The sequence below is a fragment of the Glycomyces lechevalierae genome (assembly GCF_027622945.1).
In the GTDB taxonomy this organism is placed as follows: Bacteria; Actinomycetota; Actinomycetes; order Mycobacteriales; family Micromonosporaceae; genus Glycomyces; species Glycomyces rutgersensis.
In genome coordinates this window covers 6,413-20,911 of sequence record NZ_JAPZVQ010000008.1, presented here as the reverse complement: position 1 = coordinate 20,911, position 14,499 = coordinate 6,413, and the positions used below count along the sequence as shown (strand labels likewise).

The window sequence follows — 14,499 nt, the reverse complement described above, 5'->3', positions numbered from 1 at the left end:
GGCTCTGCTGCCAGGCTCCGCTGTTAAACTCTGAGACGCGAATTCCCCGAACCGCCCGGCGCGCACGACGCGCCGGGCGGTTCGTCGTTCACGGCGCGAGGTTGACTCTCGTGAAGGGCCAGGCGTGCGGGGGGCGGTCGATGAGTTCCTCAGGCGGGTCGGGGAGGCGGCGGGGCGGGTGGTCGCCCACGGCGATCACGACGACGCGCTCGCCGGCGATGAACACCTCAATGCGCACCCCGGGGTCGGCGAAGGCGCGCACGCCTTCGTCGAGCACCCAGCGGAGCAGTTCGGCCCCGCGCCCCTCGGCGGCCTTGGCCTCCCACATCAGCGTGTCCACCGCTACTCCTCCTCCGCGCCGGTGCTTTCCGCGTCCAAGCCTTGCAGGCCGTCCCAGCGGCGCGCGCGCGAGTACTCGAGCCCGAACTGGTCGAGCGTCCGCGCGACCACGTGGTCGACGATGTCGTCGATCGTCTCAGGCTTGTTGTAGAAGGCGGGCACCGGAGGAAGCACGACCGCGCCCATGCGCGAGAGCGCCAGCAGGTTCTCCAGGTGGATCTCCGAGAGCGGGCTCTCGCGGGCGAGCAGCACGAGCCGGCGCCGCTCCTTGAGCGTCACGTCCGCGGCCCGTCCGATCAGGCCCTCCGTGTAACCGGTGCGCACCGCCGCGACGGTCTTCATCGAGCACGGCGCGATGATCATCCCGTCCGTGCGGAACGACCCGGAGGAGATCGGCGCGGCCTGCTCCCCCGGCCCCCACGCGTGGTCGGCGAGCGCGGTGACGTCGGCGGGCGTGTACGGCGTCTCGAGGCGGAGGGTGGTGCGGGCCCAGCGGCTCATGACGAGGTGGGTCTCGACGCCGTCGAGTTCGCGGAGGGCTTCGAGGATCCGGACGCCGAAGATCGCGCCTGTCGCTCCGGTGATGCCGACGACGAGTCGCATGTACCCTCCAGGTTTCCTCGAATTGTGGCCCAGCGCACTTACAATCACGGCATGGTCCGCCACAATCTGGGCATCGCGGCTGCCGCCGCCGCGCTTCTCGTACTCGCCTGGCTCTGGCCCGAGGGCGCGGAGCCTCCTGCGAGCGCGACGACGGCCGCGACCGAGCCTAACGCCTCGGGGACGTCCGCGCCCCCGAGCGAGGGCGAGGACGAGGCCGGGGACACGGGTTCGCCCGAGGCCCCGAGCACGCCCGCGGCGTCGCCCGAACCGTCCACTCCCGAGCAGCCGGATCCGAGTCCGGAACCCACGCCGGCCTCGCCGCCCGCGCCCGCGTCGCCGGCCCCGCCGCCGGCCGAGCAGGCCGCGAACACGTACGACGGGCCGCTGGGGACGCGCAACCACACCGGGGACACCACGGTGGCGCTGACCTTCGACGACGGGCCGTCCCCCGAGTGGACGCCGAAGGTCCTCGACATGCTGCGCGACCAGGGCGTCAAGGCCACGTTCTGCCTGATCGGCGCGTACGCGGAGGCGTACCCGGAGCTGGTGGCGGACATCGTCCGCGAGGGCCACACGCTGTGCAACCACTCGTGGTTCCACGAGTTCGACCTCGGCAAGTGGAGCGAGGCGGAGATCCGCGCGAACCTGCAGCGCACGAACGACGCGATCCTCAAGGCCGCGCCGGGCGCCGAGATCGCGTACTTCCGGCACCCGGGCGGGCAGTGGACCGACCGGGCGATCGCCGTGGCCGCCGAGATGGGCATGGAGTCCCTGCACTGGAGCGTGGACCCGTCGGACTGGGACAACGCGACCACGGAGGCGCAGATCCGCGACCGGGTGCTCGACCGCAGCGAGGAGGGCGCGATCGTGCTCCTGCACGACGGCGCGTCGAACCAGAAGGACATGTGCGGGGCGCTCAAGTCGATCTTCGCGGAGTTCACGCGGCGCGGCTACGTCTACACCGCGCTCTGAGCACCGAAGGGTCGCGCTTCGGCCGGCCTCCGGTCAGCGGAGGCCGGCGGGCATCTTCCGGCCCGGCAGGAGCGCGAGGAACGCGAGGGCGATGAGCCCGACGCTCATGCCGGCCTGCACGGGGAAGGCGAGGTCGAGGAGGCCGCCGTCGCCGCCGCCGGACCCGGAGTCCCTCGGCCCCGACTCGGGGCTGGCGCCGCCGCCGTTCGACGGGTCGGGCGTGCCGTCCCCGTCCGTGTCGTGGCCGTCGGTGTCGGAGGTGCCGTCGCCGTCGTAGCTGGGGCTCGGCGCGGGGGAACCGGACGGGCCCGGGTAGGTCTCGTCGGCGTTGATCCAGTCCACATGGGAAATCGCGGAGGGGTCGCCGGCCGCGTTCCCGTCCGCCGCCGCGTCGCCGAGAATCGCGGGCAGCGAGAAGAGACCCGCCACCCCGATCACGGTCGCGGCGAGCACCAGACGCGAGAGCCGGAACTTGCGCACAGGTACACCTTAGTCGTGGGACACCAGCGGCGCTCGCCTGTCGGGGCATGTAACCCGAACGAGTTCGCTTGGCGGTCAAGCATGACGGGCCTTTTGGGCCGGGTGGCGTTGGGGCGGCGGGGGTTCGGGGGTCAGGCGGCGGCTTCGCGGGCGGCGCGGATCGTGCCGGTGACGACGGCGCCGACGAACACGCCGGCGACGTAGACCGCGAGCACCCCGTAGACCACAGTGGCCACTGAAGGTTCGGTGGCCACGGCGATCGCGGCGGCCGCGATCGCGATGATGCTGCGGGCGGGCCAGCCGAGGCCGAGGTCCCGGCGGGCCACCGGCGAGGCGGCCTTGTCGAGTCCGGCGGCGAGGTCGTAGAAGTACAGGGCGATCACCGTCAAGAGGGTGTACAGCACCGGCCAGGACACGCCGGCGGCGATCCCGGCGGCGGCGATCGCGCCGAGTTCGACGGCGCGCAGCCCGGCCGGGATGAACCAGTCGAGCAGGCCCTCGTGGTCGGTGCGGGCGACGGAGGCGGCGAGGACGATCGCGAGCCCGGCGAGGCCGAACGGCACCCACGGCGGCGTGCCGAGCGCGGCCGCGAGGACGGCCGCGCCGGAGGCGAGGACGGCGGCGGCGGTCGCGGCGAACGGCGTCATGTCCCCGCCGACGGGGCTGCGCGGCACGAGCTTCCCGAGGGGCCCGTCGTCGCGGTGCGCGGAGCGGTCCGGGCGGCGCAGGGCCGCCGTGCGCGCGGCGAGCGAGCGGAGGGTGCGGCCGGCGGTCGTGTAGCCGAGCGCGAGGAGCTGCCACACGAGCAGCGCGGTGATCGCGATCTGCGGCCCGAAGGCCACGGCCGCGACGGCGAGGAGCAGCCAGCGCTCGCCCACGGGGGCGACGATGGTGCGCTTCGCCCAGTACAGCGGGGTGCGGTGCGCGCCCATGACCTGCTCGGACGCGGAGCCGAGGCGGCGGCCGAGGTGGGCGGCGCGGCCCACGGGAGGGGCGGATTCGCGCATCCGGGCCTGGCGGACGACGGCCGTGTCGAGGAGGACCGCGTACCAGGTGTCGGCGGTGTGCCGGATCGTCTGGGTCGCCATGGCGGCGATCGCGAGCCCCCACGCGGCGGGCGCGCCCGCGCCGCCCGCGACGGCGCCGGCGGCGAGGCCGGCGTAGATGAGGAACTCCTTGGAGCGGTCGGCCATCATGTCGAGCCAGCCGCCGAACGAGGAGAAGTTCTGCGTGTACCGGGCGAGCTGCCCGTCGACGCAGTCGAACACGAAGCTGAAGTACATGAGCGCGGCCGCCGCCAGGTACCACCATGACCAGCCGGTCGCGAAGATCGCGGCCGCGCCGACGGCGAGGGCGATGGACACCCACGTGATCGGCGTCGGGGTCCAGCCCAGGCGCGCGGCGAGCTTCACGAGTTTCGGCGTCCAGGTCGAGACCGCGTACGTCGCGAAGAAGTCGTCGTCGTGCTTGATGGCGTTCTTGAGCCGCCACGCGTCCATGTCGACCGCTTCGAAGGCCGCGATGGTCTCGCGGGCCTCGTCGGGGTTGTCGACCTGGCGGTGCTCGAGCCCGGCGGTCCGGTACGCGTTGACGGGGATGGCGCGGGCGTGCAGCGCGGCGAGCATGGACGCGAACGCGTCGCCGGTGCCGTCGGGAGCACTGGCGCGGCGCGGCCAGTGCCGGCGCAGCCGGGCGAGGTGGGCCGCGGAGACCTTGAGGAGGCCGCCGAGGCGGACGGGGCCCGGGCCGGGCCCGGTGACGAGGCCGCGTTCGACGTTGACGGGGGCCGCGGTCGGGTCGTCGCCGCCGACGAGCACGCCGGAGCGGCGCGAGGAGTCGGAGAGGACGGCGGCGACGGTGGTCTGGGAGGCCACGAGGTCGGCGCAGGCCACGAAGAGCGCGCCGCCGCCGGCGAACGCGAGGTCGCCGAGGTGGCGCAGGTCGGCGTTCGCGTCGGCGGACTCGAGCTGGGCGGCCTTCACGGGCCGGTCCGTCCCGGGCCGGGTGAGCACGGTGACGTCGTCGCATCCGGCTTCGCGGATCTGCGCGATGAGCCGGTCGAGGACCGTGGTGTCTTCGGTGATCTCGGCGTGGCCGCCCGGAGCCGGCAGGATGACGGCTCGGCTCACGTGGCCGCCTCGACCGCTCCCGGGACGACGGCCGGAGCGGCGGCCTGCTCCGCGGCGGCCTTCGCCGCCTCCTGGCGCTTCTTCCTGGCGGCCTTGGCGTCGGCGTCGCGCTTCTCGGCGGCCTTGTACGCGTCGAGGGCTTCTTCGACGGTGCCGTCGGTCTCGAGCGTGCCGGCGTCGAGGAAGATGCCGCGCTTGCAGTACTTCTTCAGGTCGCCTTCGGAGTGGGAGACGAACACGAGGGTGCGGCCCTCTTTGAGGAGTCCGGCGATGACGGCCTGGCATTTGCGCTTGAACGCGGCGTCGCCGACCGCGAGGGCCTCGTCGACGAGGAGGATCGGGTGCGGCAGCTGGGTGATGACGCCGAAGCCGAGGCGCACCTTCATGCCGGAGGAGTAGTGCTTCAAGGGCGTGTCCATGAAGTCCTCGAGTTCGGAGAACTCGACGATCTCGTCGTACTTGGCCTTGATCTCCTTGTTGGTCATGCCGTGCAGCGCGCCCACGAGGTTGACGTTCTCGCGGCCGGTGAGGTCGCCCGAGAAGCCCGCGGAGAGCGCGATGAGGGGGGCCACGCGGCCTTCGCGGCGCACGTACCCCTCGTCGGGGATGAGCACGCCGGTGATCAGGCGCAGCAGCGTGGACTTGCCGGTGCCGTTGCGGCCGATGATGCCGACGGCGTCGCCCGGGAAGATGTCGAAGTTGACGTGGCGCAGCGGCCAGAAGTCCTGCGCCGCGACGCCCTTCTGGTTGGCGGCGCGCCTGACGAACAGGTCTTTGACCCGGCCTTTCTTCTGCTTGCCTTTCGCGAAGCAGATCCCGAGGTCACGAGCCTGAATGATCGGCTCTTCCATGGGGGCGGCCCTCCCGGACAGGTGGTTGACACAGCGCGCCCATAGTACCGCCCGGCGGTTTTCGGCAGCTCGCGGCAGATCGGAGACCTTCCTCATGCCGGGCCGCGGGGCCCGGTTCAGGCCGCGCGGTCGCCGGCGGCGGCGCCGCGCCGCTCCGCTGCCAGGCGTTCGACCTCGAACGCGGCCAGGATGCGGCGCAGCGTGACCTCGGACCGCTCGGCCGAGGCGCGGGCCTCGAGCCGGGTCTGGCGGCTCTCGTTCCACACGAGGCCCAACGCCCCCAACGTGACCAGGCTCATCAGCAATGAGACGGCCCACACCAGGCGCGGGCCGCCGAAGAGGCCGACGGCGAGGAGGACGACGGCGCACGCGCACCAGGCGGCCACCGCCAGGCGCAGCGGCGAGGGCCTGCCGAGCCGGACGTAGACGGCTTTGAGCTTCTGCTTCATGGGAGGCGCACCCTCATCTGGCGACGGGACTTCGGACGGCGGGGGTTTCGGCGGGCTCGGGCCGGGCGGCCGGAGCGCCGACCGCCGGGGCGGGCCCGGGGGCGTCGCCTGCGGCGCCGTCCAGCAGGTCCGCCACGAGCCGGCGGTAGGAGTCGTGGCTGAACCGCTCGCGCACCCGCCGCTGGGCGAGGGCGCTGCGGGCGAGGAACCGGTCGGGGTCGGCGTACAGCCCGTCCACCACACCGGCCACTTCGGATGGTTCGCAGTAGAGGGCGGCGTCGCCGAACGTCGGCTCGAACCGGTGCGGGAGGACGACCGCGCACCCGGCGGCGAGCGCTTCGAGGATCGCCCGCCCGAACGCCTCGTACTGGCTCGGGTGCGGGAAGTAGATCCAGAAGTCGAGCTGGTACAGGAACGACTCGACGTCGGTCTCGTCGAAGCCGTAGCAGGTCCACGCCGCCGGCGGGTCCTCGCCGGTGATGCGGGCTACCGACCCGGCGCCGCCCATGATCCGCACGTCCCAGCGGCCGTCGCCCGGGTAGATGAGCGGCAGGTCCGCCGCGGCGGGCCACTTCGTGCGGTCGTCGCGCGAGTGCCGCCCGACGACGGGCATGACGGACCGGAATCCGGTGCGGGCGGGCGCGATGTCCGCGGTGTCGATGATCCCGGGCATGTCGAAGTCCGCCAGGCGGGTCGCGGTCAGGCCCGCGAGCGCCTCGCGCACCTGCGGGCCCTGCGGGACCCACAGGGGGGCGACGCCGAACATGTCGATCGCGTTGGCGTGACAGGCGTCCGGGACGTACCGGGTGTCGGAGCCGTCGCGTTCGTGCGGGGCCTGGTTGGCGAGCACGATCATCCGCTCGGGGCGCACGTTCGAGCGCTCGCCGGAGCGGAACTGCAGGATCGGCGGGTACCGCAGGACGAGCAGGTCGCATGCGACGTCGTCGGTGACGAGGACCTGCTCCACTCTGCCATCGTCGGCTCCGCCGGTGCCATCGTCGGCTCCGCCGGTGCCATCGTCGGTGCCGCCGGTGCCGCCGTCGGCTCCGCCGATGCCGTCGTTGACGAGCCGCTGGAACTGCTCGCACATCGGCCGGTCGTCGACGGTCATGTGCCGCCACGACTCCAGGTGCATGACCGCGACGTTCATCCCGGCGGCCTTGAGCGCCTTGATCTCTTCGATCATGGACTTCTGCGGGCCGCCGAAGGGCCGCCAGTCGAGGCAGAACACGACGTCGAAGTGGCGGCGGCGCTGGTCGGCGCGGGCGACCGCCGCGTGGTACGGGGCCCAGAACGGCCGCCGGGCCGGGGATCTCGGCAGGTACGGGTCGGCGCCGGCGCGGATCTCGTCGTGCCACAGCGGGTACGAGGACTGGTAGGCGCGGCGCGCGGGGTGCTTCCAGCCGGGACCGAACTCGTCGCGGGAGAGCGAGCCGGGCGCCTGGCGCATGATCGTGTCGCGGACGCCGTGGAGGCGGCGGACCGCGCCGTCGCCGAACGCGGCCGAGACCCGGTGCAGGAACTCGGTGTCCGCGCCCTTGCGGATCTCGTCGTAGTAGCCGAGCCGGTCGAGCACGCTGCGGCGGAACATCATCGAGGCGGTCGACACGGTGGTGAGGACCCGGCCCGGGCGGGTCACCGTCAGGTCCTCGTTGCACAGGAACGCCTCCCCGTACGTCAACTGCAGGCCCGGGTCGTCGAGCAGCGGCGCGACGGAACGCGCGAGCCGCCCGGGGACCGCCCAGTCGTCCGAGTCCAGGCCCGTCACGAAATCCCCCGTGAGCGCGTCGAACGCGGTGTTGCGCGCCGCGAACGTGCCCCCGTTCAGACCCCGGCGGATCACCCGCACCCGCTGCTCGTCCAACGCGGCGACCGCGTCGAGGACCGCCGCGTAGTCGGGCCCGGAGGCGTCGTCCACCACGAGGACTTCGAGGTTCGTCCACTCGCCGTCGAGGAGCGAGCGGACCGCCGTGAGCAGGGCCCGGTCCGGCCGGTACGCCGTCACCACCACGGAGATCCGCGGCCCGGACTGGACCCGCCGGCCCGGCGCGGCCCGCAGCCGGTCGAACCACGGCAGCAGTTCGCCGTCGGCCGAGGCCGGACCGAGCCGCAGCTCCCGATGGCCCGCGAGCGCGCCGAGCCGCTTGATCCACGCCAGCTCGTCGCCCCCCGCGTCCGGGTGCGCGAGGTCCGCGACGAGCGCGCCCCGCTCCAACGCGGGCAGGTGCCTTCCGTAGCGGCGCAGCAGACTCCGGGTCCGGCCCAGGTCGCCGAGGACGTACGCGAGCTGCACGTGGACGGCCGCCTCCCGCGGGCTCACCCGCCGCACCCCGCCCGCGTCCAGCGCGAGGTCGAAGAGCGCCAACGCGTCCCGCCGGTCCTGTTCACTCCCCGTCTGGAGGCCGATCACCCGCGCGAGTGACGCCAGCGCCGCCGGGTTCACCTCGAGTTCTCTCGCGGGGAACGCATCGCGGTGGTGGGCGGCGTCGATCAGGGAGGGCAGGTCGAGGCGGCGGGTGGCGGCGCGTGCGAGCAGGTGGCGGGCGCCGGGCGAGCGGGTGCGCAGCGCGGTCGCGGCCATGGTGCCGGGGGCCCGCTCGCCCGCGCGCACCAGGAGATCATCGGTGAGTCGTCCCGGATAGCGTGCGGTCTCATCAGCTGGGTTCATCTCGTCCGTTCATCTCCACGTTGCATTCCGCCCAGATCTTCGCGTAACCAAAGGCAATAGAACTGAATTGAGTGCGAACAATGCTCCTCACTCGCGTAAACAGATGCTGAACTGGGAAGCCGGTCATTCCCCGCGAATGGCGCCGGGATATCGTGGTCGGGAAATGAGCGACTCACCGAAACGCCCGCGCATCGTCCGCAACGACTATAAGGCCCTGCACCCGCCCACCTCGGGTGATTGGACGCCGAGTCTCGCGGTGAGTGTGGTCGTCCCGGCCTATGGCGGCCAGGACGAACTGGATCTCGCATTGGCGGCCCTCGCCGCGCAGTCCTATCCGGCCGGCCTCATGGAAGTCGTCGTCGTCGACGACAATTCGCGCCCGCCGCTGCGGCTGCCGGAACTGCGGCCGGAGCACACGCGACTGGTCGTGACCACAAGTGAGTCTTGGGGTTCGGCGCACGCGGTGAACACCGGCGTGAACCACGCGGACGGGCAGGTCGTGCTGCGGCTCGACGCCGACATGCTCGCCTTCCGCGACCACGTGGAGGCGCAGATGCGCTGGCACCATGCGGCCGACTACCTCGCCGTGCTGGGCCACAAGCGTTTCGTGGCTTGGGAACCGGGCCGGTTCACGCCCGAGCAGGTGCACGAGAAGGTGCTCGCGGGCGAGGCCGACGCGCTGTTCGCCGTGGAGGACTCGAAGCCGCACTGGATCGAGAACGTCATCGCGGACACGGGCGGGCTCGTGCAGCACCACCCGGGGATCTTCCGGGTGTTCGTGGGCGCCACCAACTCCGTGCACCGCGACTTCTTCAAGACCGCCGGGGGGCTCGACACCGATCTGCGGCTCGGCTCGGACACCGAGTTCGCGTACCGGCTCGCGCAGGCCGGGGCCGTGTTCGTCCCCGAGACCACGTCCTCCGCTTGGCATCTGGGCATGCCGCAGATGCTGCAGAAGTGGGACGAGGGCCGCCACCAGCGCGTCCCCTATATCGCGCAGCGCGTTCCCCTGCACGGGATGCGGCGCACCGCGCCGCCGCGCGCGTGGCGGGTCCCGCTGGTCGACATCGTGATCGACGTCAAGGACGCGACGGCCGCCGACGTGGACGCCTGCGTCGCACCGGTGCTCGCGGGCCAGGACGCCCGGATCACGCTCGTCACCGGGCAGGGCCCCGCCCCGCAGGACCGGGCGTCGATCCTCGCCGGGGACGGCGCGCAACTGCGCCTGGTCGAAGAGGCCTACGACTGCGAACCGCGCGTCCGGATCGCGGCCGAGGCGCCCGCGCCCGACCCGGTCGTCCCCTACCGGCTCGTCCTGCCGAAGCCGGTCCCGTTGCGGCCCAACAGTGTCGCGAAACTCATAGCGAGCATCGAACGGTCCGACGCGGGCCTGCTCCTCGCTCCCCTGCCGGACGCGCCGCCCGCGCGCCTCGAACGCACGGCGGCCTTCGCGCGCGCCCGCCACATCACCGACGGCGGCGGGCTCGACCAGGTCGTCGCCGGGATCTGGGGCGCCGCCCAGTACACCGGGCTCGCGGCCCGCGAACCCGAATCCACCGTGTACGAGCCCGGCCCGCCCGACGCCGCCCGGCGCTTCGCCCGCCGGTTCTTCGACGCCCGCCAGCGCGCGCGCCTGCGCGCCCTCCTGCGGCGGTGACCGTGGCCGCTCCCGTGCTGCGCGGCAACGACTACGGGCCGCTCGAACGGCCCGACGCGCCGCCCCGGCTCAGCGTCAGCGTCGTCATTCCCGCGTACGGCCAGCAGGACAAGCTCGACGCGACCCTCGCGTCCCTTGCCGCCCAGACGTATCCGGCCGGTCTCATGGAGGTCGTCGTCGTCGACGACGGCTCCGAGCCGGCCCTGCGGCTCCCGGAGATCAGGCCCGAGTCGACGCGGATCGTGGCGCCCCTGCCCGGCGGCTGGGCCTCCGCGCACGCCACGAACTCCGGTGCCGCCCAGAGCGACGGCGACGTGATCCTGCGCCTCGACGCGGACATGCTCGTGTTCGACGACCACGTGGCCGCCCAGCTGCGCTGGCACCATGCCGCCGACTACCTCGCGGTCCTCGGCCACAAGCGGTTCGTGGACTACCGGGCGGGCGATCTCGACCCGGCGGACGTGTTCGAGGCCGTGCGGGCGGGGAAGGCCGCGGAGCTGTTCGACGCCGAGCGCGCTGAGCCGCAGTGGATCGAGCAGATCATCGACGCCACCGCGGGGCTGCGCCAAGCGGACCACCGGGCGTTCCGGGTCCTCGTCGGCGCATCGTTCTCCGTGCACCGCAGCCTGTTCGACGCCTCGGGCGGCATGGACGCGGACGTGCTGCTCGGCTCCGACACGGTCTTCGGGTACCGGCTGCACCAGGCCGGCGCGGTGTTCGTGCCGGACGACCAGTCCTCGGCGTGGCATCTCGGACCGCGCCAGATCGCCGAACGCGGCGAGCTCGCGAAGGCCTACCGGCGGCCGCGCATCGCGAACCGCGTCCCCGAGCTCGACCGCAAGCGCCCCAGGGCCACCCGGATCTGGGAGACGCCGCTCGCGGACGTCGTCATCGACGCCGGCAAGGCCCCCGCACCCGAACTCGAGTCCACTGTCGACATGATCCTGGCGGGTACGGCCCCCGATGTCCGCGTCACGCTCACCGGCGACTGGCCCGCACCGCACACCGGCCGCCACGCCGCCCTCGACGACCCGGCCCTCCGGGCACGGCTGCTCCTCGAGGCGTTCCGGGGCGAACCCCGGGTCGCGTTCACCGACGCCCACGAACCGGACCCCAAGGTGCCGTATGTGATCCGCGTCCCCGCCGCCGCCGAGCTCGGCCCGGACTCCATCGCGGCGCTCGTCGAGTACGCCAACCGGCACCGGCTCGGCCTGCTCGAAGTCGCGACCCCCGAAGGCGTCCTGCGCCTCGAACGCACCGCCGCCGCCGCCAGGGCCGCCCGCCTCGGGGTCGACATCGACGCCGTCTGGGGCAGCGCACGCGTCTCCGGCCGGCACGCCGAAGCGTTCGGCGCGAACGGTGCGGGATCAGGAACCGGTGACGCGCGGGGCGGGCAGCGTGGGCTGCGCGGGAAAGCCCGGGGCCTCCTCCGCCGCGTGCTGGACCGCTGAACCCACCGAGCCGTTCGCCGACGACGCCTCCACTTCGGAAGCCGTCGGCTCGGGCACCGGCACCGGCCGCTGCGGCCCGTTCCGGTTGACCCGCTTGGCAAGCCGGTACACCTGCCGGAACGCCTCATAGCCCACGTACGCGCGGGCGGCGAGCAGCCGCTGCTTCAGGCCCGTCACGCCCTCGGCGGGCTGCCACGCGTCCGGACCCGGGTGGTAGCGGCGGTACAGCTCCGAGGTGCGGCGGAAGAACTCGCGGCGCTTCTTCGGCTCGACCCGCTCGGTGTTGCCGATGACGAGCAGCAGGTGCCAGACCATGTGGTTGAACAGGGCTACGCGGATGCCCGCGTCGTCCACGTCCTCGAAATCGTCCCAGGTGCGCTGCCACTGGGTGAACACGTCGAAGTGGCGGTCGTCGCGGGTGCGGGTGATCGAGGACCCGGCGCGCTGGCGCCACTGGTAGCAGCATTCGACGACGACCGCGATCCGCTCGGCGCGGCGCAGCAGCGCGTAGGTCCACGGGATGTCGGTGTACCAGCCGGTGGGGAAGCCGAGTCCGGTGCCGTTCAGGAAGTCGCGGCGCGAGACCTTCGTCCACGGGGTGTGCGTGTAGTCGACGATGCGGGGCCATTCGGCGAGCGTGAAGCCGCTCGGGTCGGCCGGGCAGTGCGCGGCGAGCTCGGGGAGCTCGCCGGTCTCGATGAAGCCGGTGTCGCGGCGCTTCTCATGCTGGACGAGGACGACGTCCGGCGGGCGGGGCCCGGCGATGGCGGCGAGGACCCGCTCGACCGCGCCGGGCTTGAGCTCGTCGTCGGCGTCGACGAACCACACGTAGTCGCCCTTCGCTTGGGCGAGACCGTAGTTGCGGGCCGGGCCGGAGCCGGCGTTCGCGGGGGTCGTGAAGACCTTGACGCGGCCGTCGAGTTCGGCGTAGCGCTCGGCGACGGCGCGGGAGCCGTCGGGCGAGCAGTCGTCGACGACGACGATCTCGAGCTCGTCTGCGTTGTACACACCGGTGCCGCCGTCGACGACGGTGTCGAGACAACCGGGGAGGTATTCCTCGGCCTCGAAGACGGGGATGACAATGCTCAGAGCGGGCATGTGTCGATAGTAGCCCCAAGCGCACACTCGCATTGCCCGGTGAATAGGACCGGGATCACGTCGCAGATAGGGCATCAGCGCATGTAAACGGCGGATTTTCACTGTGAATACGAGGGCCATTCTTGATTCGTGTCGCGAGCCGAAGAATGGTGAACTCTTTTCAATCGCAAGGTGAACAATCCGACGAGGCTGCGAACGGCTTGACGAAAGGTGTCGCCGATATGAACGAATGACCTACAGGGAACGACGTCTTCCCTGGCCAGCGTTGCGTTGTTCGCTATTGGTAATGTTGGCCCAGGCACCCCTGACTCGCCTCTGAATCGCAAAGGACTCCACTGTGGCAACTGTTGACGAAGCAGCGCGCCCGATCGACCTGGTCGTCGTCGGCCAAGGGTACGTCGGCCTGCCGCTGGCCCAGGCGGCGATCGCCAAGGGCCTCACCGTGGTGGGCCTCGACCGCTCGCAGCGGGTGACCGACGCGCTCAACGCCGGGTCCAGCCACATCGACGACGTCTCCGACGCCGACCTCGACACGATGCTCCGCGGCGGGTACAGCGCCTCCACGGACGCGTCGGTGCAGGCGCGCGCCAAGGCGATCGTCATCTGCGTGCCGACCCCGCTCGGCGAGGCCGGCGGCCCCGACCTCGCGGCGGTCATCGGCGCGTCGCACGCCGCCGGGAAGCACCTGCGGCCCGGCACGCTCGTGGTCCTGGAGTCCACCACGTACCCGGGCACGACCGAAGAGGTCGTCGCCCCGATCCTCCGCGAGGAGTCCGGGCTCGAACCCGGCGTCGACTTCCACCTCGCGTTCTCGCCCGAGCGCGTCGACCCGGGCAACCCGGTGTACGGGATCGTCAACACCCCCAAGGTGGTCGGCGGCCTCACCCCGGCGTGCACGGCCGTCGCGAAGGCGATGTACTCGCGGTTCATCGACACCATCGTCGAGGCCAAGGGCCCGCGCGAGGCGGAGATGGCGAAGCTGCTCGAGAACACGTACCGGCACGTGAACATCGCGCTCGTCAACGAGATGGCGGTGTTCTGCCAGGAGCTCGGCGTGGACCTCTGGGACGCGATCAACCTCGCGAAGACCAAGCCGTTCGGGTACCAGGCGTTCTATCCGGGGCCGGGCGTCGGCGGGCACTGCATCCCGATCGACCCGAACTACCTGTCGTACAAGGTGCGCACGCTCGGGTACCCGTTCCGGTTCGTGGAGCTCGCGCAGGAGATCAACAACCGGATGCCCGAGTACGTGGTGACGCGGGCGATGGCGCGGCTGAACGCGGCCGGGATCGCGCTGTCGCGCGCCCGGGTGCTGCTGCTCGGGGTCACCTACAAGCCCGACATCGCCGACCAGCGCGAGTCGCCCTCGACGCCGGTGGCGCGCAAGCTCATCGCGGCGGGCGCGGAGCTGGCATACCACGACCCGCACGTGCCGGTCTGGAGCGTGGGCCCGCAGCAGGTCGAGCGCGTCACCGACCTCGCGACCGCGAAGGCGGACCTGATCGTGCTGCTCACCAACCACGCCGAGTACCGGCCGGAATCGCTCCCGGCGGGCGTGCCGGTGCTGGACACCCGGGGTGCGCTGCGGGGCGTCGCGGGCGTCGAGACGCTCTAGGGCCCGGCCGCCCGAGGGCAGCCCCCGCCCTCCCAGGGGGGCGACCCCAGGCCAAGTCTCTCGCCGGGGTCCGACAGCAAACCCCGGTTCTTACCGTCGTTAATGGAAGTGTCACTCGAAAGAGTGAGAGCGCCGCCGCGGCCGCCCCCGCGCGGGGCGGGGGCGCCCGGGGGGGGGTGTGGGGGCG

12 protein-coding genes are annotated in these 14,499 nt (G+C 72.4%); 4 read left to right on the top strand and 8 right to left on the bottom strand.

Features of this window, described 5'->3' with window-relative positions; genetic code table 11:
* Window positions 1–88 precede the first annotated feature (88 nt).
* Both O2L01_RS14045 and O2L01_RS14040 read right to left on the bottom strand, forming a co-directional pair.
* The gene (locus tag O2L01_RS14045) at window positions 89–340 is read right to left on the bottom strand and encodes a hypothetical protein (RefSeq protein WP_270122582.1); all 252 of its coding nucleotides are present in this window, start codon (window positions 338–340) and stop codon (window positions 89–91) included.
* Window positions 341–342: 2 nt separating this feature from the next.
* Window positions 343–942 carry a UbiX family flavin prenyltransferase gene (locus tag O2L01_RS14040; protein ID WP_270122581.1) on the bottom strand — a complete coding sequence of 200 codons (600 nt, stop codon included), beginning with the start codon at window positions 940–942 and terminating at the stop codon, window positions 343–345.
* Window positions 943–993: 51 nt separating this feature from the next.
* Between O2L01_RS14040 and O2L01_RS14035 the strand changes: the two genes are divergently transcribed.
* Window positions 994–1,914 (top strand): polysaccharide deacetylase family protein, encoded by a 921-nt coding sequence (locus O2L01_RS14035; RefSeq protein WP_270122580.1) that lies wholly within the window; start codon window positions 994–996, stop codon window positions 1,912–1,914.
* Window positions 1,915–1,947: 33 nt separating this feature from the next.
* On the opposite strand, the gene O2L01_RS14030 is transcribed toward O2L01_RS14035, so the two are convergent.
* From O2L01_RS14030 to O2L01_RS14010, 5 genes are all read right to left on the bottom strand, one after another.
* Window positions 1,948–2,394, bottom strand: a complete 447-nt coding sequence (locus O2L01_RS14030) for a hypothetical protein (protein WP_270122579.1) — start codon at window positions 2,392–2,394, stop codon at window positions 1,948–1,950.
* 131 nt (window positions 2,395–2,525) lie between these two features.
* On the bottom strand, window positions 2,526–4,523 hold the full coding sequence (locus tag O2L01_RS14025; protein WP_270122578.1) for a CDP-alcohol phosphatidyltransferase family protein: 1,998 nt from the start codon (window positions 4,521–4,523) through the stop codon (window positions 2,526–2,528).
* Complete coding sequence (locus O2L01_RS14020) at window positions 4,520–5,374, bottom strand: ABC transporter ATP-binding protein (RefSeq protein WP_270122576.1); 855 nt, start codon at window positions 5,372–5,374, stop codon at window positions 4,520–4,522. Before O2L01_RS14020 ends, O2L01_RS14025 begins: the two co-directional genes overlap by 4 nt.
* Window positions 5,375–5,490: 116 nt before the next feature.
* A complete protein-coding gene (locus tag O2L01_RS14015; protein ID WP_270122575.1) occupies window positions 5,491–5,823 on the bottom strand; it encodes a hypothetical protein in 333 nt (110 codons plus the stop codon).
* 13 nt (window positions 5,824–5,836) lie between these two features.
* Entirely contained in the window at window positions 5,837–8,491 is a 2,655-nt protein-coding gene (locus O2L01_RS14010) for a glycosyltransferase (RefSeq protein ID WP_270122574.1), read from the bottom strand.
* 163 nt (window positions 8,492–8,654) lie between these two features.
* Here O2L01_RS14010 and O2L01_RS14005 point away from each other — a divergent pair, with 163 nt between their 5' ends.
* Together O2L01_RS14005 and O2L01_RS14000 are read left to right on the top strand one after the other, a co-directional pair.
* On the top strand, window positions 8,655–10,148 hold the full coding sequence (locus tag O2L01_RS14005) for a glycosyltransferase family 2 protein (protein ID WP_270122573.1): 1,494 nt from the start codon (window positions 8,655–8,657) through the stop codon (window positions 10,146–10,148).
* A gap of 2 nt (window positions 10,149–10,150) precedes the next feature.
* Window positions 10,151–11,599, top strand: coding sequence for a glycosyltransferase family 2 protein (locus tag O2L01_RS14000; RefSeq protein ID WP_270122572.1), 1,449 nt, complete (start codon window positions 10,151–10,153; stop codon window positions 11,597–11,599).
* Here O2L01_RS14000 and O2L01_RS13995 read toward each other — a convergent pair.
* Window positions 11,516–12,697, bottom strand: a complete 1,182-nt coding sequence (locus O2L01_RS13995; RefSeq protein WP_270122570.1) for a glycosyltransferase family 2 protein — start codon at window positions 12,695–12,697, stop codon at window positions 11,516–11,518. The two genes, O2L01_RS14000 and O2L01_RS13995, sit on opposite strands and share 84 nt — an antisense overlap.
* 337 nt (window positions 12,698–13,034) lie before the next feature.
* Here O2L01_RS13995 and O2L01_RS13990 point away from each other — a divergent pair, with 337 nt between their 5' ends.
* On the top strand, window positions 13,035–14,312 hold the full coding sequence (locus tag O2L01_RS13990; RefSeq protein ID WP_270122569.1) for a nucleotide sugar dehydrogenase: 1,278 nt from the start codon (window positions 13,035–13,037) through the stop codon (window positions 14,310–14,312).
* Window positions 14,313–14,499: the final 187 nt, after the last annotated feature.